This window comes from Microbacterium sp. Root180 (assembly GCF_001428485.1).
Lineage (GTDB): Bacteria > Actinomycetota > Actinomycetes > Actinomycetales > Microbacteriaceae > Microbacterium.
In genome coordinates this window covers 75,848-98,112 of record NZ_LMHS01000003.1, presented here as the reverse complement: position 1 = coordinate 98,112, position 22,265 = coordinate 75,848, and the positions used below count along the sequence as shown (strand labels likewise).

General features: G+C 69.2%; 19 protein-coding genes. 10 read left to right on the top strand and 9 right to left on the bottom strand.

Going from position 1 to position 22,265, the window contains the following annotated elements:
- Nucleotide 1 precedes the first annotated feature (1 nt).
- Nucleotides 2–370 (top strand): FKBP-type peptidyl-prolyl cis-trans isomerase, encoded by a 369-nt coding sequence (locus tag ASD93_RS07975; RefSeq protein ID WP_056121142.1) that lies wholly within the window; start codon nucleotides 2–4, stop codon nucleotides 368–370.
- A 141-nt stretch (nucleotides 371–511) separates the two neighbouring features.
- Nucleotides 512–1,075, top strand: coding sequence for a YceI family protein (locus ASD93_RS07970; RefSeq protein ID WP_056121141.1), 564 nt, complete (start codon nucleotides 512–514; stop codon nucleotides 1,073–1,075).
- Here the strand turns inward: ASD93_RS07970 and ASD93_RS07965 are convergent.
- Entirely contained in the window at nucleotides 1,038–2,069 is a 1,032-nt protein-coding gene (locus ASD93_RS07965) for a DMT family transporter (protein WP_056121138.1), read from the bottom strand. The genes ASD93_RS07970 and ASD93_RS07965 overlap by 38 nt on opposite strands.
- 220 nt (nucleotides 2,070–2,289) lie before the next feature.
- Here ASD93_RS07965 and rpsO point away from each other — a divergent pair, with 220 nt between their 5' ends.
- Complete coding sequence (rpsO, locus tag ASD93_RS07960; protein ID WP_056121136.1) at nucleotides 2,290–2,559, top strand: 30S ribosomal protein S15; 270 nt, start codon at nucleotides 2,290–2,292, stop codon at nucleotides 2,557–2,559.
- 189 nt (nucleotides 2,560–2,748) lie between these two features.
- On the opposite strand, the gene ASD93_RS07955 is transcribed toward rpsO, so the two are convergent.
- From ASD93_RS07955 to ASD93_RS07945, 3 genes are all read right to left on the bottom strand, one after another.
- A complete protein-coding gene (locus tag ASD93_RS07955) occupies nucleotides 2,749–3,792 on the bottom strand; it encodes an isopenicillin N synthase family dioxygenase (RefSeq protein WP_056121134.1) in 1,044 nt (347 codons plus the stop codon).
- A 61-nt stretch (nucleotides 3,793–3,853) separates the two neighbouring features.
- On the bottom strand, nucleotides 3,854–5,977 hold the full coding sequence (locus tag ASD93_RS07950; RefSeq protein WP_056124197.1) for a RecQ family ATP-dependent DNA helicase: 2,124 nt from the start codon (nucleotides 5,975–5,977) through the stop codon (nucleotides 3,854–3,856).
- 49 nt (nucleotides 5,978–6,026) lie between these two features.
- The gene (locus tag ASD93_RS07945) at nucleotides 6,027–7,226 is read right to left on the bottom strand and encodes an acyltransferase family protein (RefSeq protein WP_082569243.1); all 1,200 of its coding nucleotides are present in this window, start codon (nucleotides 7,224–7,226) and stop codon (nucleotides 6,027–6,029) included.
- An 83-nt stretch (nucleotides 7,227–7,309) separates the two neighbouring features.
- On the opposite strand from ASD93_RS07945, the gene ASD93_RS07940 reads away from it, so the two are divergent.
- Nucleotides 7,310–8,764 carry a carboxylesterase/lipase family protein gene (locus ASD93_RS07940; protein WP_056121132.1) on the top strand — a complete coding sequence of 485 codons (1,455 nt, stop codon included), beginning with the start codon at nucleotides 7,310–7,312 and terminating at the stop codon, nucleotides 8,762–8,764.
- An 11-nt stretch (nucleotides 8,765–8,775) separates the two neighbouring features.
- Nucleotides 8,776–9,657 carry an alpha/beta fold hydrolase gene (locus ASD93_RS07935; protein WP_056121130.1) on the top strand — a complete coding sequence of 294 codons (882 nt, stop codon included), beginning with the start codon at nucleotides 8,776–8,778 and terminating at the stop codon, nucleotides 9,655–9,657.
- 55 nt (nucleotides 9,658–9,712) lie between these two features.
- Here ASD93_RS07935 and ASD93_RS07930 read toward each other — a convergent pair whose 3' ends face one another.
- The 4 genes from ASD93_RS07930 to ASD93_RS07915 are packed head-to-tail and all read right to left on the bottom strand — an operon-like array spanning nucleotide 9,713 to nucleotide 15,066.
- The gene (locus ASD93_RS07930) at nucleotides 9,713–10,630 is read right to left on the bottom strand and encodes a carbohydrate ABC transporter permease (RefSeq protein WP_056121128.1); all 918 of its coding nucleotides are present in this window, start codon (nucleotides 10,628–10,630) and stop codon (nucleotides 9,713–9,715) included.
- Entirely contained in the window at nucleotides 10,630–11,568 is a 939-nt protein-coding gene (locus ASD93_RS07925) for a carbohydrate ABC transporter permease (RefSeq protein ID WP_082569242.1), read from the bottom strand. Before ASD93_RS07925 ends, ASD93_RS07930 begins: the two co-directional genes overlap by 1 nt.
- Nucleotide 11,569: 1 nt before the next feature.
- Nucleotides 11,570–12,856 carry an ABC transporter substrate-binding protein gene (locus tag ASD93_RS07920; RefSeq protein WP_056121126.1) on the bottom strand — a complete coding sequence of 429 codons (1,287 nt, stop codon included), beginning with the start codon at nucleotides 12,854–12,856 and terminating at the stop codon, nucleotides 11,570–11,572.
- A gap of 32 nt (nucleotides 12,857–12,888) precedes the next feature.
- On the bottom strand, nucleotides 12,889–15,066 hold the full coding sequence (locus tag ASD93_RS07915; protein WP_056121125.1) for an alpha-galactosidase: 2,178 nt from the start codon (nucleotides 15,064–15,066) through the stop codon (nucleotides 12,889–12,891).
- Nucleotides 15,067–15,179: 113 nt separating this feature from the next.
- On the opposite strand from ASD93_RS07915, the gene ASD93_RS07910 reads away from it, so the two are divergent.
- From ASD93_RS07910 to ASD93_RS07890, 5 genes are all read left to right on the top strand, one after another.
- Entirely contained in the window at nucleotides 15,180–16,295 is a 1,116-nt protein-coding gene (locus ASD93_RS07910; RefSeq protein ID WP_056121123.1) for an ROK family transcriptional regulator, read from the top strand.
- A gap of 43 nt (nucleotides 16,296–16,338) precedes the next feature.
- Nucleotides 16,339–18,096 (top strand): glycoside hydrolase family 13 protein, encoded by a 1,758-nt coding sequence (locus ASD93_RS07905; RefSeq protein WP_157536904.1) that lies wholly within the window; start codon nucleotides 16,339–16,341, stop codon nucleotides 18,094–18,096.
- A gap of 75 nt (nucleotides 18,097–18,171) precedes the next feature.
- Nucleotides 18,172–19,323, top strand: a complete 1,152-nt coding sequence (locus tag ASD93_RS07900) for a N(5)-(carboxyethyl)ornithine synthase (protein WP_056121118.1) — start codon at nucleotides 18,172–18,174, stop codon at nucleotides 19,321–19,323.
- 76 nt (nucleotides 19,324–19,399) lie between these two features.
- A complete protein-coding gene (locus ASD93_RS07895; protein ID WP_056124189.1) occupies nucleotides 19,400–20,602 on the top strand; it encodes an LLM class flavin-dependent oxidoreductase in 1,203 nt (400 codons plus the stop codon).
- Between the two features lie 22 nt (nucleotides 20,603–20,624).
- On the top strand, nucleotides 20,625–21,278 hold the full coding sequence (locus ASD93_RS07890; protein ID WP_056121117.1) for an FMN reductase: 654 nt from the start codon (nucleotides 20,625–20,627) through the stop codon (nucleotides 21,276–21,278).
- 3 nt (nucleotides 21,279–21,281) lie between these two features.
- Here the strand turns inward: ASD93_RS07890 and ASD93_RS16315 are convergent, their stop codons facing one another.
- Nucleotides 21,282–22,100 carry a DNA/RNA non-specific endonuclease gene (locus ASD93_RS16315; protein ID WP_056124185.1) on the bottom strand — a complete coding sequence of 273 codons (819 nt, stop codon included), beginning with the start codon at nucleotides 22,098–22,100 and terminating at the stop codon, nucleotides 21,282–21,284.
- Between the last annotated feature and the right edge of the window lie 165 nt (nucleotides 22,101–22,265).

Below are 22,265 nucleotides of genomic sequence, written 5' to 3'. Positions count from 1 at the left end.
CATGACTGACGACCGCACCAAGCCCGAGTTCGACGCCCCCGAGGGCCCGGCTCCGACCGACCTCGTCATCCGCGACATCATCGTGGGCGACGGCGCCGAGGCGAAGCCCGGCGACACCGTCACCGTGCACTACGCCGGTGTCGAGTACGAGACCGGCGAGGAGTTCGACTCCTCGTGGAGCCGCGGTGAGAGCATCCAGTTCCCGCTCCGCGGCCTGATCCAGGGCTGGCAGGACGGCATCCCCGGCATGCAGGTCGGCGGCCGCCGCGAGCTCGTGATCCCGCCTCACCTCGCCTACGGTCCTGCCGGCGGCCACTTCCTCGGCGGCAAGACCCTCGTGTTCATCATCGACCTCATCGCGGTCGGCTGACCGGCCCGCACACAGCTCCGAGAGGGGCGGATGCCGCGGCATCCGCCCCTCTTTTTTCTATTCATGGGAATAGAACGCGCCGCCGCACGTTGGATACGTCATGCCGCCGCGTCCGCGGCACTCCCCAGACGAAGGAAGAGCATGACCGACTCCACCACGATCGACGTTCCCGGCTACAAGACGGGCACCTGGGTGCTCGATCCGTCGCACAGCGAGGTGACCTTCAGCGTGCGTCACATGATGATCTCGAAGGTGCGCGGCACCTTCGGCATGAAGAGCGCCACGCTGATCGCGCCGGAGAACCCGCTCGACGCCAAGGTCGAGGCCAGCGTCGACGTCACCTCGGTCGACACGAAGGACGACGGACGCGACAACCACCTGCGCTCAGCCGACTTCTTCGACGTCGAGAACCACCCGACCATGGAGTTCGTCTCCACGGGTGCCCACGTCAAAGGCGACGACTTCTTCGTCGACGGTGACCTGACGATCCGCGGCATCACCAAGCCCGTCTCATTCGAGTTCGAGTTCGGCGGCTTCGGCACCGACCCGTGGGGCAACTACAAGGCCGGCGCGACGGCGAAGACGGTCGTGAACCGCGAGGACTTCGGACTCACCTGGAACGCCGCGCTCGAGACCGGCGGCGTGCTCGTGGGCAAGGACATCACCATCACGCTCGACCTGCAGGGCGCTCTGCAGCAGGACTGAGATCGTCCGCCTCGGCGGATGGGGGGACGGATGCCGCGGCATCCGTCCCTTCGTCGTTCCGGCGTCGCAGCCGGAGGCGGTCTTGTGCGAGCAGGATGCCGAGGAAGACGATCAGCGCGCCGGCGGGCTCGTTCCACGTCACCGTCTCGCCGAGGATCAGGATGCCGAGGATCACGCCCACCACCGGGGTGATGTAGGTCACCGTCGAGGCCCGCGTCGGTCCCCACGCGCGGACCGTGTTCTGGTTCCACACGTAGGCGATCGCTGTGCCGAGGCATCCGAGCAGCACGAGGCTGACGATGATCGGCACATCGAGAGCCACCGGCGTGAGCACGAGGAAGGGCGTGAGCAGCGCCATGACCACGCCGGCCATCGCGATGTACCCGAAGGTGAACCCGAGCGCCGACATCCCCGTGTTCGACACGAACTTGCGCATGTAGGCGAAGCTGAAGCCGTAGCTCGCGGTCGCCCCCAGGATCGCCAGCTCCGCCACGAGGCTGCCGTCGAGAGAGATGCCCTGCCACGGCGCGATGATGACGACGACGCCCAGGATGCCGACGCCGATCCCGAGCACCTGGAGCAGCCGGAGCTTCTCGACGCGGAAGACGAGCCACGCCATGATCGCCGTCATGATGGGCGTGGTCGCGTTGAAGATGCTCGCGACACCGGAGCTCACGTGCTGCTGCGCCCACGAGAAGAGCAGGAACGGGATCACGCAGAACGTGAGGCCCAGCACCAGGAGATGCGCCCACACCTTCAGGCTGCGCGAGAGCGCCTCGCGGCGCAGCAGCACCAGGGCGCCGAGGGTCAGCGCGCCCAGGAGGATGCGGGTCCACGCGACCTGCGCCGGGGAGATGCCGGTGAGCGCGACCTTCATGAACAGGAAGCTCGCACCCCACACGATCCCGGCGAGCACGAACTGGGTCGTGATCCAGCCGGACGACGGCGTCCGATCGCGCGACGCGTCGGCGGACGGGGCGTCGGTGGTGGGCACCCGGCGACTCTACGCCGGGCAGGCGACGCCCCGCGGCGCGCTCGAGTGCGACGTCCGAAATCCGCCGCAGAGCGACCGTTGGACTACGTCTGCGCCGGTTAACGTCCGGGTCTTCCGGGCTGGTAGACTCTTGAGGTTGCCGTTTGATCGGCCGCGGAGAAAGAGAGCTCACGCATCAGGCGTCGGGCACCGCGCAACGACGAGAAAGGGGATCCCATCTATGCCGCTCGAATCAGACGCCAAGAAGGCGATCATCGAAGAGTACGCGACGCACCCCGGTGACACCGGATCCCCCGAGGTGCAGGTCGCGATGCTGACGCAGCGCATCAAGGACCTCACCGAGCACCTCAAGGAGCACAAGCACGACCACCACTCGCGTCGTGGCCTGTTCCTGATGGTCGGTCAGCGTCGTCGCCTGTTGGGTTACCTCCAGGACATCGACATCAACCGCTACCGCTCGCTCATCGAGCGTCTCGGCCTGCGCCGCTAATCGCGACCAGCGTTCTATCGCGCAGAACATTCTTGTGAAGGCCTCCCCACGGTGTGGGGAGGCCTTCTTCCATTCGCCGGGGCTGCCCGCGCCGGTTCTCCGGAGATCGCCGGTTCTCCGGACCGATCCGGGCCGAACTCTCCGGAGAACCGCCGATCTCCGCAGAAGTGGCGGGGACGGATGCCGGGGCTACGACGTCGAGGCCGAGGCGCGGGTTGCGACGAGGTCGGCGTGGTGGATGGCCGCGACGTCGGGATGCGCGCGCAGGCGCGACTTGAGCGCGTTCTCGCCGTAGAGGGCGTGGATCGGATTCGCCGGATCCTGGGTGACTCCGCGCGCCTCGCCGGCCAGTTCGACGGGAAGCTCGATCAGCGGAAGGCGCTTGTCCAGCGCGGGGTTGAAGAAGAACGGCACCGAGATGCGGTCGTCCGGGTAGCGCGGCGAGATCACGCGGTGATTCGTTGCGACGAGGTACCCCTGCGTGGCGTACTCGAGGAGTTCGCCGATGTTGACGACGAAGGCGCCGGGCACCGGCGGTGCATCCACCCAGTGCCATTCCCCGGTGGCGCCGTCCTGACGCTGCACCTGGAGCCCGCCCTTGCCCGGCTCGACCCACAGGAGGGTCAGCACGCCGGAGTCCTTGTGGGCACCGACACCCTGCTGCGGAGTGGGATCCTCCTTGCCCGGGTAGCGGACGATCTTGATCAGCGTCGAGGGCTCGCCGAAGTGCTCGTCGAAGTAGTTCTCGGGCGCGCCGAGCGACAGCGCCCACGCGCGAAGGAGCTTGCGGGCGACTCCCGAGAGGTGGTCGTGCCACTCCGAGACGACGTCCTGCAGCTCGGGCTGCGCCGCGGGCCACAGGTTCGGGCCGATCAGGCGGAAGAAGTCGGCCGCCTCGGGGTCGGAGATCGCCTCGCGCTCCGGGCCGATGTCGATCTGCTCGCGCCAATCGACCTTGCCCTGGGTGCGCTCGCCGCCGATGCGGGTGTAGCCGCGGAAGTGCGGGCTCTTGACGTTCTCGATCGCCAGCTTGTCGGCCTCGGGCAGGGCGAAGAAGTCCCGCGCGGCCCGGTGCAGTCGCGCTTCGAGGTCGGGCGTGACACCGGTGCCGGTGAGGTAGAAGAACCCGACCTGGTGCGTGGCGGCGCGCAGGTCGTCGCGGAACCGCGCGGCGGCCTCCGGGCCGTGATCGAGCTCGGACAGGTCGAGGATCGGCAGGTTGAGGTCGGTCATGCAGCGAGAGTAGGCGGATGCCGCAGCATCCGCCCGTTTGTTTCCGAGGGTTAAGCGCGCGTCACGCGCGCGCGGCCAGCGCGAACGGGAGCACCGGCCCCGCTCCCGCCCGCCGCAGCAGCCGACCGGCGACCGTGATGGTCCACCGGCTGTCGACCAGGTCGTCGACCAGCAGGATCGGGGCGCCGTCGAGGGCAGCCAGGGACTCCGCGAGTTCGGGTTCGACCATGAAGCTCTCGGCCACGCCCGCGAGTCGATACGCGCTGTTCCCGCCGTCGCCGCTGGGCGCCGCGGCGGTGAGAGCGAGCGATCCGAGGAGGGGGAGGCGTCCGACCTCCGAGATGGTGCGCGCGAGCGAGGCGACCAGCAACGGACGCGAGCGCGACGGCATCGCCACGACGGCGGCCGGGCGGGTTTCCCATTCCCAGTCCGCCAGCACCCGGACGCAGGCGTCTGCGAGGGATGGGGAGATCTCGGCGTCGGGCGTCCCCGTGGCGAACAGCGCGCGGAGCGGGCCGCCCCACCCCAGATCGGTGAGTCGCGCGAGCACCCGGCCGGGCTCGAGGCGGTCGTCGCGGGCGATGTTGCCGCGAAGACCGAGCCCGAGCTTGTCCATGCCGGAGGGCCATTGGGCGCGGGGCTCGACGAGGACTCCGACACGGTTCATCGCGGCGTCCGCGGACGCGGACGCTTGGGCGGCGACGTCGGTCGGATACCAGGGCGCCGTGCAGTTGTCGCACCGCCCGCAGGGCGCGGCGGCGGGATCATCGAGCTCGCGCTGGAGGAACTCCATCCGGCAGCCGGTCGTGGTCTCGTACGCGATCATCGCCTGCTGCTCGCGGGTGCGCGCCTCGGCGATGCGGCCGTAGCGCTCGGCGTCGTACCTCCACGGCAGCCCGGTCGACAACCAGCCGCCCTGCACGCGTGCGACCGCCCCATCGACGTCGAGCACCTTCAGGAGCAGCTCGAGCCGGCTCCGCCGGATGTCGACGCGGGCCTCGAGGGCGACGGTCGAGAGCGGGCCGCCTTCGTGCGCGAGCTCGTCGAGCACCGCGGTCGCCTTCGCCTCGTCGGGCATCGAAGACGTTGCGAAGTACTGCCAGATCGCCTGATCCTCCGGCCCGGGCAGCAGCAGGACGTCGGCTCGGTCGGACGCCCGCCCGGCGCGGCCCACCTGCTGGTAGTACGCCACCGGGGTCGACGGCGCACCGAGGTGCAGCACGAATGCGAGGTCGGGCTTGTCGAACCCCATTCCGAGCGCGCTCGTGGCGACGAGCGCTTTGACGCGGTTCTCCTTGAGCAGTCGCTCGGACTCCTCGCGCTCGGCGGGGTCGGTCTGCCCGGTGTAGGCCCGCACGGCGTGGCCGGCCTCGCGCAGCAGTCGCGCGGTGTCTTCGGCCGCCGACACCGTGAGGGCGTAGATGATGCCGCTGCCGGGCAGGTCGCCGAGGTGGCTGAGCAGCCACGCGAGCCGAGTGGCGGCATCCGGCAAGCGCAGCACCCCGAGGCGCAGCGACTTGCGCGCAAGCGGCCCGCGGATCGTGAGGACGCCCACGCCGCCGGACCCGAGCTGCTCCTCGACGTCGTGGACCACGCGCTCGTTCGCCGTGGCGGTGGTGGCCAGCACCGGCACGCCGACGGGCATTCCCGCGATCAGGTCGCGCAGACGGCGATAGTCGGGCCGGAAGTCGTGGCCCCAGTCCGAGATGCAGTGCGCCTCGTCGACGACCAGCAGCCCGACGCGCGCCATGAGCGCAGGCAGCTGCTCGTCGCGGAACCTCGGGTTGTTCAGCCGTTCCGGGCTGACGAGGAGCACGTCGAGCTCGTCGGAGCGCAGCCGGGCGAGGATGTCGTTCCACTCGAGCGGGTTGGCGGAGTTGATGCTCGCTGCGCGGACACCCGCCCGCTCGGCCGCCGCGACCTGATCGCGCATGAGGGCCAGCAGCGGCGACACCAGGATCGTCGGCCCCGTCCCGCGGCGGCGGAGAAGGAGGGTGGCGACGAAGTAGACCGCGGACTTTCCCCAGCCGGTGCGCTGGACGACGAGCGCCCGGGAGCGCCCGCGCACGAGCGTCTCGATCGCCTCGAACTGGCCGTCGTGGAACGACGCGTCCGCGCTGTCGACCAGGCGGCGCAGAGCTTCGAGCGCCTCGGCATGCAGGTCTTCGGTCGTGTCGTCGCTCACCCCGCGACCGTACACGCCGTGGCCGACGTTCCCGGCGCCGTGCGCCGGCTCATCCGTTCTGACGGGGATCGGCGTGCGCCTGTGGCGGCTTCGGCTGCGCGCGAGGTCGACGGGATCCGGTCGGGTCGTTGCGACGGCCTTCACGTCCCGCGAGCGTGCGGTCGGTGAACAGCCACCCCGGACGCGGCTCGACGAGGGGGCGGAACACCCACCGCACCGGTTTCGTCGCAAGTCCCAGCGCGATGAGCACCGACGCCACGATCACGATCGGAAGCCACAGCCACGTCGGTTCGAGGTCGCGAAGCGCTCCAGACTCGCGGAAGGGATAGAGCACGAACGAGTGGAGCAGGTAGACGTACATCGTGTACTGCCCGAAGTGCGTCCACCAGTGGGTCCCGAGGGGCAGCAGCGCGAAGAACGCCGCGCTCAGCACGATCGCGACGACCATGAGCGCGAGGCGGACGCCGCCCGCCCACCATTGCGTGCCGCCGAGTGCGGCGTAGTTGTCGTCGTAGAACAGCCACTCGCGCAGGTTCATCGCGCGCCAGTCGTCGACGAAGAACCATGCCGACCACCCGGCGAGCGCGAACACGCCGACCGCAGCCAGGGTCACGCCCCACCGGCGCCGGGCAAGCAGGCCGAAGCGCGCGACGACGTCGTGCTCGCGCAGCCACCAGCCGAGGGTGAAGAACGGGAGCAGCCCGAGCGTCCGCGAGAGCGAGAACGTCGAGTCGATGTTGGGCAGGTAGCCCGCGCCGATCGAGATGAGCACCGTCCACAGCAGCGGCCAGCGCAGCAGCGCGAGGTACGGCAGGACGAGCCGGAAGATCCCCAGCGCGAGCAGGAACCACAGCGTCCAGGAAGGCTCCGTGAGGTTGGGGTTGGCGCTGCCCTCGACGATCCACTTGGTGAGGCTCCACAGACCCTCGAAGATCACGTAGGGCACGAGGATGTCGGTGATGACGCGGGCCATCTGCCGGCGGTTGGGAGCGTCGGACTTCGAGAAGTACCCGGAGATGATCGCGAATGCCGGCATATGGAACGCATAGACGAGCAGGTAGAGGCCGAGCGCGATGTCGGAGTCGTACGTGAGGCGCTGCACCGAGTGGCCGAGGACGACGAGGACGATGCACGCGAAGCGGGCGTTGTCCCAGAACGGCACGCGGCGCTTGATGCGCACGACGCCGGTGCTCCCGGTCGGAGGGGGAGCCGAGGATGCCGCGCTCGCGGTGTTCGCTGGATCGGTCATGGCGCCCAGCCACCCTATCCTGGGGTTCTCGACCACCGCGGCTGCGCGGCGCCGAGGAGCCGAGATGACGCGAGGAGACCCGCATGCCCGATTCCCCCGTCCTGTCGCTCTCGAGCGGGCTCGTGCGCGGCGCGAGCGAGGGCGGGATCGACAAGTACCTCGGCATCCCGTACGCGGCTCCGCCGGTCGGCGAGCTCCGGTTCCGGGCTCCCGCTGCGCCTCCCCACTGGGAAGGGGAGCGGGATGCCGCCGCCTTCGGTGCGACGGCACCGCAGGCGGTGTACCCGCCGGCCCTCGCCCCGTACCTGCCGACGGTCGAGGTCGCCGGCGACGACTTCCTCACGGTGAACGTCTGGACCCCGTCGGACCGCGCCGATCGGGGGCCGATGCCCGTCCTGGTCTTCGTGCACGGCGGCGCCCTGAGCCGGGGCTCGGCCGCGCTCACCGGGTACGACGGCGCGTCGTTCGCGCGCCACGGCATCGTCTACGTCTCGGTGCAGTACCGGCTCGGACAGGAGGGCTTCGCCGTCCTCGACGACGCGCCGAAGAACCTGGGCGTGCTCGACCAGGAGGCGGCGCTGCGCTGGGTACGGCGCGAGATCGCCGCCTTCGGGGGAGACCCCGCCCGGGTGACGGCGATGGGGCAGTCCGCGGGCGCGAACACGCTCACCGCGCTGCTCGCCCTTCCCCATGCCGGGGAACTGTTCGACCGCGCCATCCTGCAGAGTGGACCCCTGGTCGCCCAGCCGCCGAGGAAGGCGAGCCGGATGACGCGCGCCATCGCCAAGCGTCTCGAAGTCGCGCCGACGCGGGACGGTTTCGCCGGCGTCGCTGCGGACGACCTCGTCGCGGCGCAGACCGAGGTCGCGGCAGGGGGCTCTCCCCTCGGCCGCGGACCGACCGTCGCGCTGGTGATCGACGGCGAGACCGTGCCCGAGAACCCGCTCGACGCGCTGCTCGCGGGTGCGGGACGCGGCATCCCGGTGCTCATCGGCAGCACCAGCGAGGAGTATCGCCTCTGGTTCGTGCCCGGTGGCGCGATCGACCGGATCACCGCGGCCACCTTGTCACTCGCGCGCATGGCGGCGCGCGTGCCCAAGCGGGTGCTCGAAGCGCATCGTCGACGCAGTCCCGACGCGTCGCCCGGTCAGCTGCTGGGCGAGGTGATGACCGACGTGCTGCTGCGCGGCCCGATCACGCGGTTCGCCGACAGCCGCACGGATCGCGGCGCTCCCACGTGGGTGTACGAGTTCCGGTGGCGCAGCCCCGTCGACGGACTCGGGGCGGCACATGCGATGGAGCTCGGCTTCGTGTTCGATCGCCTCGACACCCCCGACGCGATCGCGCTGGGCGGACGCGACGGCCCGCGCGCACTCGCCGACGCGACGCACCACGCGTGGGTGTCGTTCGTGGTCGACGGCGACCCCGGATGGGAGCCCTGGTCGCCACGCCGCCCGGTACAGGCCTTCGACGCCGACGGCGGGCATATCGACTACGCGCCGCGGCAGGACGAGCTCATCGGGCTCCCGGAGCGGTAGTCTTCCGCGCGATGACCACGATCGACGACGCGCTCGAGAAAGACCGCGCCATCCCCGACATCGACTGGCGCGTCTTCCCCGAGGGGACGGTCCACGACTTGTTCGCCGCGCCGAGCGGCCCACTGGCGCGCGTGCGCCTGGGCGACGCCGCGGCGCCGCGGGTGTTGCTGGTCTCGGGCGTGGCGGGCTCCAAGGAGGATTTCATCCTGCTGTTCCCGCTGTTCGCTGCGGCCGGGTACCGGGTCGAGTCCTACGACCTCGCCGGCCACTACGGTTCGGTCGACGCGGGGCCGCAGAACCTCGACCCGCCGCGCGAGCACTACGACTACCGGCTCTTCCTCGACGACTTCATCGCGATCCTCGAAGACGGCGGCGGCCCGGTGCACGTCCTCGGCTACAGCTTCGCCGGCCTCCTCGCCGAGCTCGCCCTCGTCGAGCGCCCCGACCTGTTCGCGAGCATCACGCTCATGGCCGCGCCGCCGGCGACCGGCCAGGTCTTCCGCGGCGTCAAGCACATCGGCCCGATCTCCGACATGCCCCCGCACCGCGCGGCGGGGCTCATCCTGTGGGGCATCCGCTACAACCTCAATCGCACTCCGCCGCTGCGGATCGCGTTCGTGCGCGAGCGGATGGCCGTCACGCAGCGCCCGGTGATCGACGACGTCGTGGGACTCATGATGACGACCCCCGACTTCGCCGACGACGTCGCCCGCATCGGCATCCCGAAGCTGATCGCGGTCGGCGAGTCCGACCTGTGGCCCACCGAGCAGCATGCCGAGTACGCCGCGCGCATCGGAGCGCACCTCGCGGTCTATCCGACCGGCCACGCCCCGTGCGAGACCGCCCCGCACCAGCTCGTGCGCGACATGCTCGCGCTGTTCGCCGAGGCCTGACGATCCACAGGAACGGATGCGCGCCCGGCCTCGCCACCGGGCGCGCATCCGCGGTCTACTTGATCGAGCCGCGGGTGACCCCGGAGATGACCCACCGCTGCGAGAAGATGTAGACGATCAGCAGGGGCGCCATCGCCATCAGGTACGAGGCGAATGCCACCGTGTAGTCGGTGTTGAACTGTCCTTGGAACACGTACTGCGCGAGCGGCAGCGTCCGAGCGGCCGGATCTGTGAGCACCACGAGCGGCATGATGAAGTCGTTCCATGCCCATACGCACGTGAGGATGCCGACCGTGGCATTCATCGGCATGAGCAGCGGGAAGATCACCGACCAGAACACCCGCCAGGTCGATGCCCCGTCCATCCGCGCCGCTTCTTCCAACTCGATCGGGATCGAACGGATGTAGGCGGTGTAGATGAAGATGTTTATCGACAGGCCGTAGATCGTGTAGAGGATGATCATGCCGGCCTGGTTGTCGAGTCCTAGGATCGCCGTCTGCTTCACGAGCGGCAGCATGATGATCGGGAACGGGATGAACAGCGCCGCCAGGAAGTAGAAGAACACTCCCTTGAAGAACGGGCGATGGATGTTCCTCGCGATCGCGTACGAGACGATCGAGCTGGTCAGCAGCGTGAAGGCCACCGCGCCCACGGTGATCAGCGCCGTGTTCGTCAGGGCCTGGCCGAAGTTGGTCCGTTGCCACGCCTCGGGGAAGTTCTCCCACCGGACCGGGTTGGGCCACTCGAAGCCCGTTCCCTCGGTGAGCTGTGCCGGCGTCTTGAGGGCGACGACGACCGCGAGGTAGAGCGGGATCAGAACGGTGAGCGAGCAGACCGCTATGAGCGCAGTCGCCCACCAGTTCGTCCTCCGAGTGTCATCGGCGTCGCCGGACGTGCGCCACCGTCGTCGTGGTGCGTCGACCGCGGCGACGTCTTGTTCGAGCTGGGCCGCGGTGTTGGTCGTGCTGGTCATCAGAAATCGGCCTCTCTGCGCTGAAGGACACGGAATTGCAGCAGCGAGATGATCGTGATCACGATGAAGAAGACCACGGCGTTCGCCGCCTGGTAGGCGAACTCGCCGCCGGTGAAGCCGCCACGGAAGATCAGCAGCGTGACGGATTCGGTCGCGGTGCCCGGTCCGCCGTTGGTGAGCGCGACGACTTGGTCGAACACTTGCAGGAACCCCTTCAGGCTCAGCACCACGTTGATCGTGAAGAAGGCACTGATGAGAGGAAACGTGATCGAGGTGAACTGCCGCCACGGCTTGGCGCCGTCTATGGCTGCTGCCTCGTACAGCTCGCCCGGGATCGTCTGCAGCCCCGAGAGATAGATGATGATCGCGAACGCGCAGGCCTGCCAGACGCCGAGGGCGACGATGGCGGTCCACGCCCAGGTCTCGTTCGTGAGGATGTTGTCGGCGAACAGAGGAATGCCGGCCAGGATCTTCGGGAGCGAGTTCGAGAAGAAGAACTGGAAGACGAAGCCGATCACGAGGATGGCCAGCACGTACGGGACGAAGTAGACACCTCGCCAGAAGTTGCGCGCCTTGATCTTGGCGTTGAGGCCGAGCGCGATAGCCAGCGAGATCACGTTCGTCAGGATCGTCGCGACGATGGCGAACAGGAACGAGAAGCCGTATGCGTTGAGCACCCGACTGTCCTTGAACAGGTTGATGTAGTTCGACAGCCCAATGAAGTTCCAGTCGCCGTAGCCCGGATAGTTCGTGAAGCTGAAGAAGATGCCGATCAGCACAGGAAGGGTGTGGAAGAAGGCGAAGGCGATCACCGCCGGCCATACCATCCAGTAGAACGTGGAGCCGGCCCGTTTCTCGCCGGATCGCACCCGGGTGGCTCGCTTCTTCGCGGTGCCGCCCGTCGATGAGGCGCGCACGGCCTCCGTCATCGTCGTCATGTCACTCTCCTGTCACGGGGATCGTGCGGGCGGCCACCTTGGCCCACTCGCTGTCGAGCGTGGCGAGCGCCGCCTCTGCGTCGCCGCTGTAAAGGAACTGCTGGTCGATCGACGCGAGCGGGATGCTCGGCGGGATCTGGTGGTCGATGAAGCCCGTGATCCGGCCCTCGTCGAAGAACGGCTTCACCGACTGGAGCGACGGGTCATCGCTGATCTCAGCGCCTTCGACGGAGGGCACCATGTTCTGGGATGCGGCGAACTCCTCGATCACACCGACTTCGAACAGGTAGTCGATGAACCGCAGCGCCTCCTCTTTGCGAGGCGTGTTCTTGCCCATCGTCACCACGACGTCCACGCCGGAGACGAGAAGCCTGTCGTCGGGATCGTCGACCGCGGGGTACGGGAAGATCGCGGCCTTGATGTCGGGATTGACAGCCTTGACCGGGTTGATCGCCCAGATGCCCTGCAGCAGCATGGCGACCTCGCCGTTCGCGAACGCGGCATTGCCCTCGTCATACGTCTTGCCGCGGTATCCGTCCTGCATGTAGGAGAAGAGCTCGTACTGCTGGTCCATCGCTGTCGCGAAATCCTTCTGGAACGACACCGCTGAGTCGGGGCCGACGTTCTCGCCCTCCGCCCTCATCTCGTCCCAGAAGTCGCCTTGGGACGGGTACGCACCCAGCGCGTTGAAGGAGGGCAGTCCGGTCCAGGAATCGGCGAGAGTTCCGTAGAACGGGGTGATTCCGGCATCCTGCAGTGCGTCGCACACGGCGATGAACTCGTCCCACGTCTCGGGGACCTCGAGGCCCTGCTCGTCGAAGATGTCCTGGTTGTAGATCACGCCGTTCGCGTTGTTGACATAGCCGAGGCCGTTGACCTCGCCTGTCTTGTTGCCGAGGGCCGCCAGGATCTCCTGAACGGCGGGGTTGATCGTCTGCAGCACCGGTTCGTCTGAGAAGTCGTAGAACACTCCCGCCTGGGCGAGCTTGCCGAATCCGCCATTGGCGTTGAGGGTGATGACATCCGGCGCCTTGTCCTTGACGAGGAGCGTCCGAATGATCGTGTCCGCGTCGGCGACCTGGTTCTGCACCACGCGGATGTCGGGGTTCTCGGCTTCGAAGTCGGCGATGATCTCGTTGAAGTCATCGAGCGCCTCGCCCTTGAACTGGAAGAAGTTCAGCGTCGTGACCCCGCCGGAGCCCGATGCGCAGCCTCCGAGCACGATCGCAGCGCTCGCCAAGGCGAGCACTCCGATCGCCCTGGTCGTCCGTCGGTGAGTGAGTCTCATCGTTGCGCCTCCTTGCGCTTGTCTTTCGGGGCTCAGGGCTCCGAGGTGATCTCGATCACGGTCGAGTGCTGGGGGAACTGCACCGGGGGCCGGAGCCCGACCGTCGCGAGTTCGTGTCCGGTGAGGAAAAGGTCGTGCATCGCCCACTCGAGCGGGGACTGCGCCGGTTCGGGGTCGCCGCCGAGCGAGCGGACGCGATAGACCCGTGCCGGTTCGAGCCCCGGCATCCGGATCCGCCCGGGCGGGTGCGCCACCGTCGATGCCGTCTGGGTGACGATCAACAGAGCGGATGCCGCGTCGTCCGCGACGATGCCACGGAGGTCGATCCCCGGCTCGGTCCCGTCGACGTGGATCACGCGACCGGTGGCGACGAGCGGCCGCACCCGCTTGGCGAGCCTCACCCACGCAGCGATCGCGTCGCGCGTCGGTTCGTCCGCCGTGGTGAGGTCCCACTCGATGCCGAAGTGACCGAGAAGGGCGACGGCCGCGCTCAGATCGAGGGAGACGGCGCGCGCCGAGGAGTGCACGATCGGGCTCGTGAGGTGCATGCCCATCATCTCGGGCGGGACCACGAGCCCCGTGAAGCGCTGGTTGTCCAGCCGTTCGAGTGGGTCGAGGCTGTCGCTCGTCCAGATCCGGTCGGTGCGGTCGAGGATCCCGAGATCCACGCGCGCGCCGCCCGATGCGCAGCTCTCGATCTCGAGGCCCGGGTGACCGGCCTTGAGCTCATCGAGCAGGCGGTACACGGCCAGCGTGTGGGAGTGGACGCGGGCGACCCCTTCGGGTCCGCTTCCGGCGTCGACGAGGTCGCGATTGTGATCCCACTTGAGGTAGGCGATGGGGTACTCGTCGAGGAGAGCGTGCAGCCGGCCGGCGATGTGGTCGTACGCTTCCGGGTGCGAAAGGTCGAGGACCTGCTGCTGGCGCGCTGACGGCGGCAGCGCCATGCGGCCGCGCAGGATCCAGTCGGGGTGGGCGCGGGCGAGGTCGCTGTCGGGGTTGATCATCTCCGGCTCGACCCACAGCCCGAACTCCATGCCGTGCGCGCGGACATGGTCGACCAGCGGGTGCAGTCCCCGCGGCCAGACGTCGGGGTCGACGAACCAGTCGCCGAGTCCGGCGGTGTCGTCTCGCCGCCCGGAGAACCAGCCGTCGTCGAGCACGAATCGCTCCACACCGACGCCTGCCGCGGCATCCGCGAGCGCCGTCAGCCGCTCGAGCGAATGATCGAAGTAGACCGCCTCCCAGGTGTTCAACGTCACCGGGCGCGGACGGCGCGGATGCTGCGGACGGCGGCGCCACTCGTCGTGGAACCGGTGGGAGAGCTCGTTCAGACCGTCTCCCCACGAGCCGATCGTCCACGGAGCGGCGAGCGACTCGCCGGGCGGCAGGATGATCTCGCCGGGTCCGAGGAGCTCGCCGCCCGCGAGGAAGGCGTCCCCTGTCACCGTGCGCTCGGCGAGCACCCGGTGGTTACCGCTCCACGCGACATGGACGGCGTGCACTCGGCCGGACTCGAAGCCGAAGCCGGGACGGCCCGCTGCGAGCAGGAGCGTCGCATCCGCTCCCGGTCGACCGCGGCGGCTCTCGCGGAGATGGGTGCCGAGCGTGAACGCGCGGCGCTGGGGCGAACGCTCGCGGAGATGATGGCCGGTCGTGTCGAGGATCTCGGTGGCATCCCAGGGAACGGGGAAGGTCGCAAGGACGCCGTTGACCATGTAGTCGGTGTCGCCGGTGTTCCGTAGCGTGATGCGCTGGTGGAAGAGGCCGCTCGGACCGACGCGGAGCTCGACCTGCACGGCGAGCCGCGCCTCGGAGTCGCTCAGTGCGATCGTCGCGCGGTGCTGATTCGCCTGGACTCCGACCACGTCGAACAGCGCGCTGAAGCCGGCGCCGCTGCGGTGACCTTCGAGGCCGGGCGTGCCGAACCACCCATGGGCGGCGGTCGGGAGGATGCTGAGCGACGGCGTGCGGTCCAGCCCCCCGGACACCCGCTGGCCACGGGCGGCACGAGCGATGCCCCGGAGCGTCGCCTCGGTGGAATCCGTGAGCCCCTCACCCCAGTGCACGATCGCGGGAGCGGGGTGGGACGCGAGGTCGACGACCACGCTCGTTCCGCCTCGGCAGAGGTGCAGGACCTGGGGCTCGGCCGAAGGCGAAGCCGTGATCGAGGAGGTCTCGACATCGAGCGATCGGTCCGAGGAGTTCATGGGTTAGTTCTAGCACGGAATTAATACAGGGACAAGAGGGCGGAATTCGCGCGGACAAGTCGGAAACGTGTGCCAGTTCGTGTCATCATGGAACCAATCAGGGAGGATTCGCCATGCTGACCGACAGCGAGAGCGCACTCGCCCGCGCCGTGCTGATTCACGGCCCGATTGCGCGCAGTGCACTGACTTCGCGCCTCGGCCTGTCGCCGGCGAGCCTGACCAGACTTGCCAAACCGTTCCTCGACAAAGGACTTCTCGTCGAACTCGACGACTCGGCGGACGGCTCGGTCGGCCGACCCGTGCGCCCCCTCGACGTCGCACCGGGGATCGGGACCTTCGCCGGCGTGAAGATCACCGGCGAACACATCCACGCGGTCATCACCGGCGTGCGCGCCGAGCCGCTCGCCCAGGCCTCCGCGCCCCTGGAGAGCCACGAGCCCGCGCGCGTGGCAGCGCAGGTCGCCACGCTCCTCGGCGGGATGACGTCGCGAACGCTCGCCGGAGTGGGCGTCGCGCTCGGAGGAGCGGTGCGCGGCGGCACGGTCGTGTATGCGCCCTTCCTCGGGTGGGAGGATGTCGCATTCGGCCCCATCCTCGAAGCCGCCGTCGGTGCACCGGTGTCGCTCGAGAACGACCTCATCGCGCTCGCCGAAGCCGAGCGCTGGTTCGGGCTCGGCCGTGGCATCGCCGGATTCGTCGTGATCACCATCGGCGCCGGTGTCGGCTACGCCCTCGTCGTCGGCGGAGAGGTTGTGCGCTCGCCCGACGCGGGCCTCGGCCTCGGCGGCCATATCCCGCTTCGTGACGGCGGCCCGGTGTGCAGCGCGGGGCATCACGGATGCTCGGAGGCGATGCTCAGCTCCGGCTCCATCGCGGCGCAGGTCTCGTCGGCGCTGCAGCGGCCGGTCGACTACGACGAGGCGCTGCAGCTGGCGGCGCAGGGGGTTCCGGCGGCCGCCGCGATCGTGGACGCCTCCGCCGCCGCCTTGGGACGTTTCGCGGTGGTCGCGGCCAATCTCACGCTGCAGCCCGCGGTCGTCCTGGCCGGCGAGGGCATCGGACTTTTCCGGCTCGCCGAGGGCGTCGTGCGCGCCGCAATCGCCGCCGAGCGCGATCCTCGCGCGCAGGCCGTCGAGCTCTACGTCGACGACACCGGCTTCATCGCCTGGGCCCGCGGCGCGGCCGCTGTCGCGATCCAGGCCGCGGTCGACCGCATCCGTCTCGACTGACCGACACGCTCCCGAACCCGCACACGATCGCGAGGAGGCCATGATGTCCGCCCACCCCACGACTCCGCCCGCTGCGCACACGCCCGCGTGGTGGACGTCCGCGGTCGTCTACCAGATCTATCCGCGTTCGTTCCAGGACTCGGACGGCGACGGGGTCGGCGACCTGCGCGGGGTGCTCCGCCGCATCGACCACCTCGCCGAGCTCGGCGTGGACGTCGTGTGGTTCTCGCCCATGTACCGCAGCCCGCAGGACGACAACGGCTACGACATCAGCGACTACCAGGACATCGACCCGCTCTTCGGCACGCTCGACGACCTCGACGAGGTCGTCGCGGCTCTCCACGCACGGGGCATCAAGGTCGTGATGGACCTCGTCGTCAACCACACGAGCGACGAGCATCCGTGGTTCGCGGAGTCCCGCTCGTCGATCGACAGCCCGAAGCGCGACTGGTACTGGTGGCGCCCTGCCCGGGCGGGATTCGCGCCGGGGGAGCCCGGTGCGGAGCCGACCAACTGGGAGTCGTTCTTCTCCGGGTCGACGTGGGAGCTCGACGCCGATACGGGGGAGTACTACCTCCACCTCTTCAGCAGGAAGCAGCCCGACCTCAACTGGGAGAACCCGCAGGTCCGCGACGCGGTGTACGCGATGATGCGGTGGTGGCTGGATCGCGGGATCGACGGCTTCCGGATGGATGTCATCAACCTCATCTCCAAGGCGACGCATCCCGACGGCTCGCTGTCGGACGGCGCGGTCGCGCACGGGCTGTTCGGCGATGCGGGACCGTTCACGATGAACGGACCGCGGCTGCACGAGTTCCTCCAGGAGATGCACCGCGACGTCTTCCACGGGCGCCGGGACGGCCTGCTGCTGGTCGGCGAGACACCGGGGGCGACCGTCGAGGACGGCGTGCTGCTCACCGACCCGGCACGCGCCGAACTCGACATGGTCTTCACGTTCGAGCACATGGGACTCGACCACGGCCCCGGCGGTCGCTTCGATCGTCGACCGCTCGATCTGCGCGACCTGAAGGCGACGATGGCCCGCTGGCAGCACGGGCTCGAATCGACCGGGTGGAACTCGCTCTACTGGGAGAACCACGACCAGCCGCGCATCGTCTCGCGGTTCGGCGACGACGGCGCCCACCGGCGGGACTCGGCGACCGCGCTCGCCACGCTGCTCCACCTCCATCGCGGCACGCCCTACGTCTATCAGGGCGAGGAACTGGGCATGACGAATGCCCATTTCGCCGCGCTCTCCTCGTACCGCGACATCGAGTCGCTCAACTTCGCCTCCTCTGCACGGGCGCTGGGACTCCTCGACGAGCAGCAGCTGGTGGGCGCGCTCGCCTTCGGGAGCCGCGACAACGCCCGCACGCCGATGCAGTGGGATGCCACGACGCACGCGGGGTTCACGACGGGAGAGCCGTGGCTGCAGGTGAACCCGAACCACGTCGATGTCAATGCCGCCTCAGAACGTGTCGACGAGGCATCCGTCTTCCATCACTACCGACGGCTGATCGCGCTGCGTCACGACGATCGCGTGGTGAGGTTCGGAGACTTCCGGATGCTGCTTCCCGACGACCCGGACGTGTACGCCTTCACCCGATCGCTCGAGGGCACGACGCTCGTCGTCGCGTGCAACATCTCCGGCTCGCCGCGATCCGCCTCGATCGCCGAGCTCGCGGTCCCGGGCGAACTCGTGCTCGGAAACCTCCCGGGCGAGCCGGCGATCCACGGTGACGTCGTCTCGCTCCGCCCGTGGGAAGCGGTCGTCCTCCGCGTGCGCCGATCGAGCGACTGACGGCGTGCGTCGCGCCCGGGTGTAGCGTCGGGAGCCCGGGGACCGTCCTGCTCTCCGCACGGAACGAGGCCCATGATGACCGCTGCCGGACTGACTCTCGGCGTGATCGGCACGTCGCGCAAACCCGATGAGCGGCGCGTGCCGATCCACCCCGCGCACTTCGAGCGCATCAACGAGGAGCTGCGCAGCCGCATCACCGTCGAAGCGGGCTACGGCGAGCGCTTCGGCGTTGCCGACGACGAGCTGCGTCCGCTCGTGGGACGGATCGCCTCGCGGGAAGACGTCATCGCGACCTCCGACGTGGTCCTGCTGCCCAAGCCCCAGCTCGAGGACCTCCGCGGTCTGCGCGACGGTCAGGTGCTGTGGGGATGGCCGCACCTGGTGCAGGACGAGGCGATGACGCAGCTCGCCATCGACAAGCGCCTGACCGTCATCGCGTTCGAGGCGATGAACCACTGGGGCAGCGACGGCGCGTTCGGGCTGCACGTCTTCCACCTCAACAACGAGATCGCCGGGTACTGCTCGGTGCTGCACGCCCTGCAGCTGTGCGGATCGACCGGCGACTACGGGCGACGCCTGACGGCCGTCGTGATCGGCTTCGGGGCGACCGCCCGCGGCGCCGTCACCGCGCTGCGCGCGCACGGCGTGCACGAGGTGCGCGTGCTGACCAACCGCCGGACGGCCTCGGTGGCCGCTCCCATCCACGCCGCGCACATCATCCAGTTCGACCACGACGACGAGCCGTATCTCAGCGAGGTGATCACGGACGACGGTCGTGTGCCGCTCGCGCCGTTCCTCGCCGAGAGCGACATCGTGGTGAACTGCACGCTGCAGGACCCGAACCGTCCGCTGCTCTACCTCCGGGAGAGCGACCTGGGCGCCTTCCGGCCGGGCAGCCTCATCGTCGACGTCTCGTGCGACGAGGGGATGGGTTTCGAGTGGGCGCGGCCGACCTCGTTCCTCGACCCGATGTTCACCGTCGGCGGGACGATCAACTACTACGGGGTGGACCACAGCCCGTCCTACCTGTGGAACTCGGCCAGCTGGGAGATCAGTGAGGCGCTCCTCAACTTCGTTCCGGTGGTGATGGGCGGATCGGCCGCGTGGACGGCGAACGAGACGATCCACCGGGCGACGGAGATCGCCGACGGAGTCGTCGGGAACCCTGCGATCCTCGAGTTCCAGCGACGCGAATCGGCGTTTCCCCACCGGATCGGAATATCCTGACGCACGCCGCGTTGCATGAGATACATTCACATGCATAGAAAACGCGAGGAGCGACGTGAACGACATCACACCCCAGATGCAGTTCGGCATCTTCACGGTGAGCGACATCACCGAGGACCCGACGAACGGCACCACGCCGAGCGAGGCGGAGAAGATCCGCAACGCCATCACCGTCGCCAAGCACGCCGAAGAGGTCGGGCTCGACGTCTTCGCCCTGGGCGAGCACCACAACCCGCCGTTCTGGTCCTCCTCGCCCACGACGACCCTCGCGTACATCGCCGCCCAGACCGAGCGGCTCATCCTGTCGACGGCCACGACGCTGATCACCACGAACGACCCGGTGAAGATCGCCGAGGACTTCGCGATGCTGCAGCACGTGTCGGGCGGCCGGGTCGACCTCATGATCGGCCGCGGCAACACCGGACCCGTCTACCCGTGGTTCGGCAAGGACATCCGCCAGGGCCTCCCGCTCGCGATCGAGAACTACAACCTGCTGCACCGCCTCTGGCGTGAGGACGTCGTGGACTGGGAGGGACAGTTCCGCACCCCGCTGCAGGGATTCACCTCGACTCCGCGCCCCCTCGACGGCGTCGCCCCCTTCGTGTGGCACGGCTCGATCCGCACCCCGGAGATCGCCGAGCAGGCCGCGTACTACGGCGACGGGTTCTTCGCGAACAACATCTTCTGGCCCAAGGAGCACTACCAGCGGCTGATCGCCCTGTACCGGCAGCGCTACGCCCACTACGGCCACGGCACGCCCGAGCAGGCGATCGTCGGGCTCGGCGGCCAGGTGTTCATGGCCGCGAAGTCGCAGGACGCGGTCAACCAGTTCCGCCCGTACTTCGACAACGCCCCGGTCTACGGTCACGGCCCGTCGCTCGAGGACTTCAGCGACATGACGCCGCTCACCGTGGGGTCGCCGCAGCAGGTCATCGACCGGTACGCCGCGATGCGCGACTACTACGGCGACTACCAGCGTCAGCTGTTCCTCATCGACCACGCCGGGCTCCCGCTCAAGACGGTGCTCGAGCAGCTCGACATCCTCGGCGGCGAGGTCGTGCCGGTGCTCCGCAAGGAGCTCGCCGAGAACCGTCCCGCCGACATCCCGGATGCCCCGAGCCACGCGAACCTCGTCAAGGCGGCGTACGGCGACCAGGCGCCGCGTCAGGCGGTCCCCGGTGCGAACCGCGGCGACAACCTCGTCGGCGACAGCCCGTACCGCGACACCCCTGCCCCCGCCGGCGCGGCATTCGGCCTCGGCAACGCCACCGGTCGCTGAACGAGCGAAGCGAGACGAAACGATGACCACCACCACTTCCCGCCGCATCGCCGTCATCTCGGCCGGCCTCTCCAACCCCTCCTCGACCCGCCTGCTCGCCGACCGGCTCGCCTCCGCGACCGCGAAGCAGCTGTCGGAGTGGGAGATCCCGGTCGAGGTCGACGTGTTCGAGCTTCGCGACTACGCGCACGACATCACGAACAACCTCCTCACCGGGTTCGCGCCGCCGGCGCTCGAGTCGATGGTCAACGCCGTCGTCTCGGCCGACGCGGTCATCGCGGTGACGCCGATCTTCTCGACGAGCTACTCGGGGCTGTTCAAGTCGTTCATCGACGTGCTCGACCCCGATGCGCTCACCGGAAAGCCGGTGCTCATCGGTGCGAACGCGGGCACCGCCCGGCACTCGCTCGCGATCGACTACGCCATCCGGCCGCTGTTCACCTACCTGCACGCGGAGCCGGTCTCGACCGGCGTGTTCGCGGCGTCGAGCGATTGGGGCGCAGCCGGCGACCAGGTCGCCCCGCTCGGCGAGCGGATCGACCGGGGCGCGCGCGAGCTCGCCGAGGCGGTCGCGCGACGGGAGCCAGCGAAGAACGACGACCCGTTCGACCCGGCGAACTACCTCGGCGAGGGCCGTTCGTTCGGTCACCTGCTCGGCGGGCTCGCGGGCGAGTAGACCTCAGCCGAGCACCACGTCCTCCGCTGTGCGGAGGGGGCGCCACGCGTCCTCTCCGCGCAGCGTCGTGCGCGGCAGCACATCGGCCTCGACGAGCGGTCCGAGGTCGACGCCCGCGAGAGCCTCGATGTCGGCGATCGGCACCTGGAACGTGCGGAACGCCCCAAGGCGCTCGACCTCGAGCACACCCTGCGCGTCGTCGATGAGCTCGGACTGGTCGAGGACGAATCCGGCGGCCTCGAGCCGCGGCATCCCCTCGTCGTCCGCTGCGGACCAGGCGGCGACCTTGAAGAAGCGGCGCGGGATGCCAATGCCCCGGTACGGCGGATCGTCGGCGGCGAGAACCGGTGCGGTGAACACGCTCACCCGCTGGTCGGTGGCGTCGGCGTACGCGAGCACGTGGTCCTCGAGCCCGAGCCAGAGCTCCTTCGACTGGTTGAAGGCGCCGGCCTGCGGCGCGGCGTTCGTGTAGAAGAACGTCGCCTCGGTCGCCGCGCGCGCTTCGGCGACGGTGCCCCACCCGGGATCGCGCCGGCGCACGAGATGCCCGCGGTCGAGGTCGTTGTCGGCATACACCGCCGGCCCCGCCTGCTCCGACGCCGGGACACGGGGGTCGAGCTCCCACTCGCCGGTGCGGGGCAGGTCCTGCAGCATCGCACCGTCGATGTTCACGCCGGTCATGGCCGCGAGGCGGCGCACCGGGTCGAGCAGCACGGTGAACCGCGGGTAGGGGAGCTCGCGCACCGGCGCATCGCCCACCGGCCGCGGAAGGGGGAGGGGGATGCCCAGGAAGCCGTCGTCGTAGCCGGTCGCTGCTGTCACATCCCCATCCTGGCCCGCCCCGCCCGCGGCGCGCCGCAGCCGGCGCGCGAGGATGGCATCGACGGCGACGCCGATCCCGACCGCGAGCACGATCGACACGACGACGGCCGCCACCGGCCCCCCGGGCAGGATCGCAGCGACGAGCGCCCCGACGAAGGCCTGGTA

Coding starts and splice junctions, on each gene's coding strand:
- ASD93_RS07895 (WP_056124189.1), top strand. CDS start 19,400: ATGCAGTTCGGCATCTTCACGGTGAGCGACATCACCGAGGACCCGACG.
- ASD93_RS07910 (WP_056121123.1), top strand. CDS start 15,180: ATGCTGACCGACAGCGAGAGCGCACTCGCCCGCGCCGTGCTGATTCAC.
- ASD93_RS07970 (WP_056121141.1), top strand. CDS start 512: ATGACCGACTCCACCACGATCGACGTTCCCGGCTACAAGACGGGCACC.
- ASD93_RS07930 (WP_056121128.1), bottom strand. CDS start 10,630: ATGACCAGCACGACCAACACCGCGGCCCAGCTCGAACAAGACGTCGCC.
- ASD93_RS07975 (WP_056121142.1), top strand. CDS start 2: ATGACTGACGACCGCACCAAGCCCGAGTTCGACGCCCCCGAGGGCCCG.
- ASD93_RS07940 (WP_056121132.1), top strand. CDS start 7,310: ATGCCCGATTCCCCCGTCCTGTCGCTCTCGAGCGGGCTCGTGCGCGGC.
- ASD93_RS07905 (WP_157536904.1), top strand. CDS start 16,339: ATGTCCGCCCACCCCACGACTCCGCCCGCTGCGCACACGCCCGCGTGG.
- ASD93_RS07955 (WP_056121134.1), bottom strand. CDS start 3,792: ATGACCGACCTCAACCTGCCGATCCTCGACCTGTCCGAGCTCGATCAC.
- ASD93_RS07890 (WP_056121117.1), top strand. CDS start 20,625: ATGACCACCACCACTTCCCGCCGCATCGCCGTCATCTCGGCCGGCCTC.
- ASD93_RS07925 (WP_082569242.1), bottom strand. CDS start 11,568: ATGACGACGATGACGGAGGCCGTGCGCGCCTCATCGACGGGCGGCACC.
- ASD93_RS07900 (WP_056121118.1), top strand. CDS start 18,172: ATGACCGCTGCCGGACTGACTCTCGGCGTGATCGGCACGTCGCGCAAA.
- ASD93_RS07935 (WP_056121130.1), top strand. CDS start 8,776: ATGACCACGATCGACGACGCGCTCGAGAAAGACCGCGCCATCCCCGAC.
- ASD93_RS07945 (WP_082569243.1), bottom strand. CDS start 7,226: ATGACCGATCCAGCGAACACCGCGAGCGCGGCATCCTCGGCTCCCCCT.
- rpsO (WP_056121136.1), top strand. CDS start 2,290: ATGCCGCTCGAATCAGACGCCAAGAAGGCGATCATCGAAGAGTACGCG.
- ASD93_RS07915 (WP_056121125.1), bottom strand. CDS start 15,066: ATGAACTCCTCGGACCGATCGCTCGATGTCGAGACCTCCTCGATCACG.
- ASD93_RS07920 (WP_056121126.1), bottom strand. CDS start 12,856: ATGAGACTCACTCACCGACGGACGACCAGGGCGATCGGAGTGCTCGCC.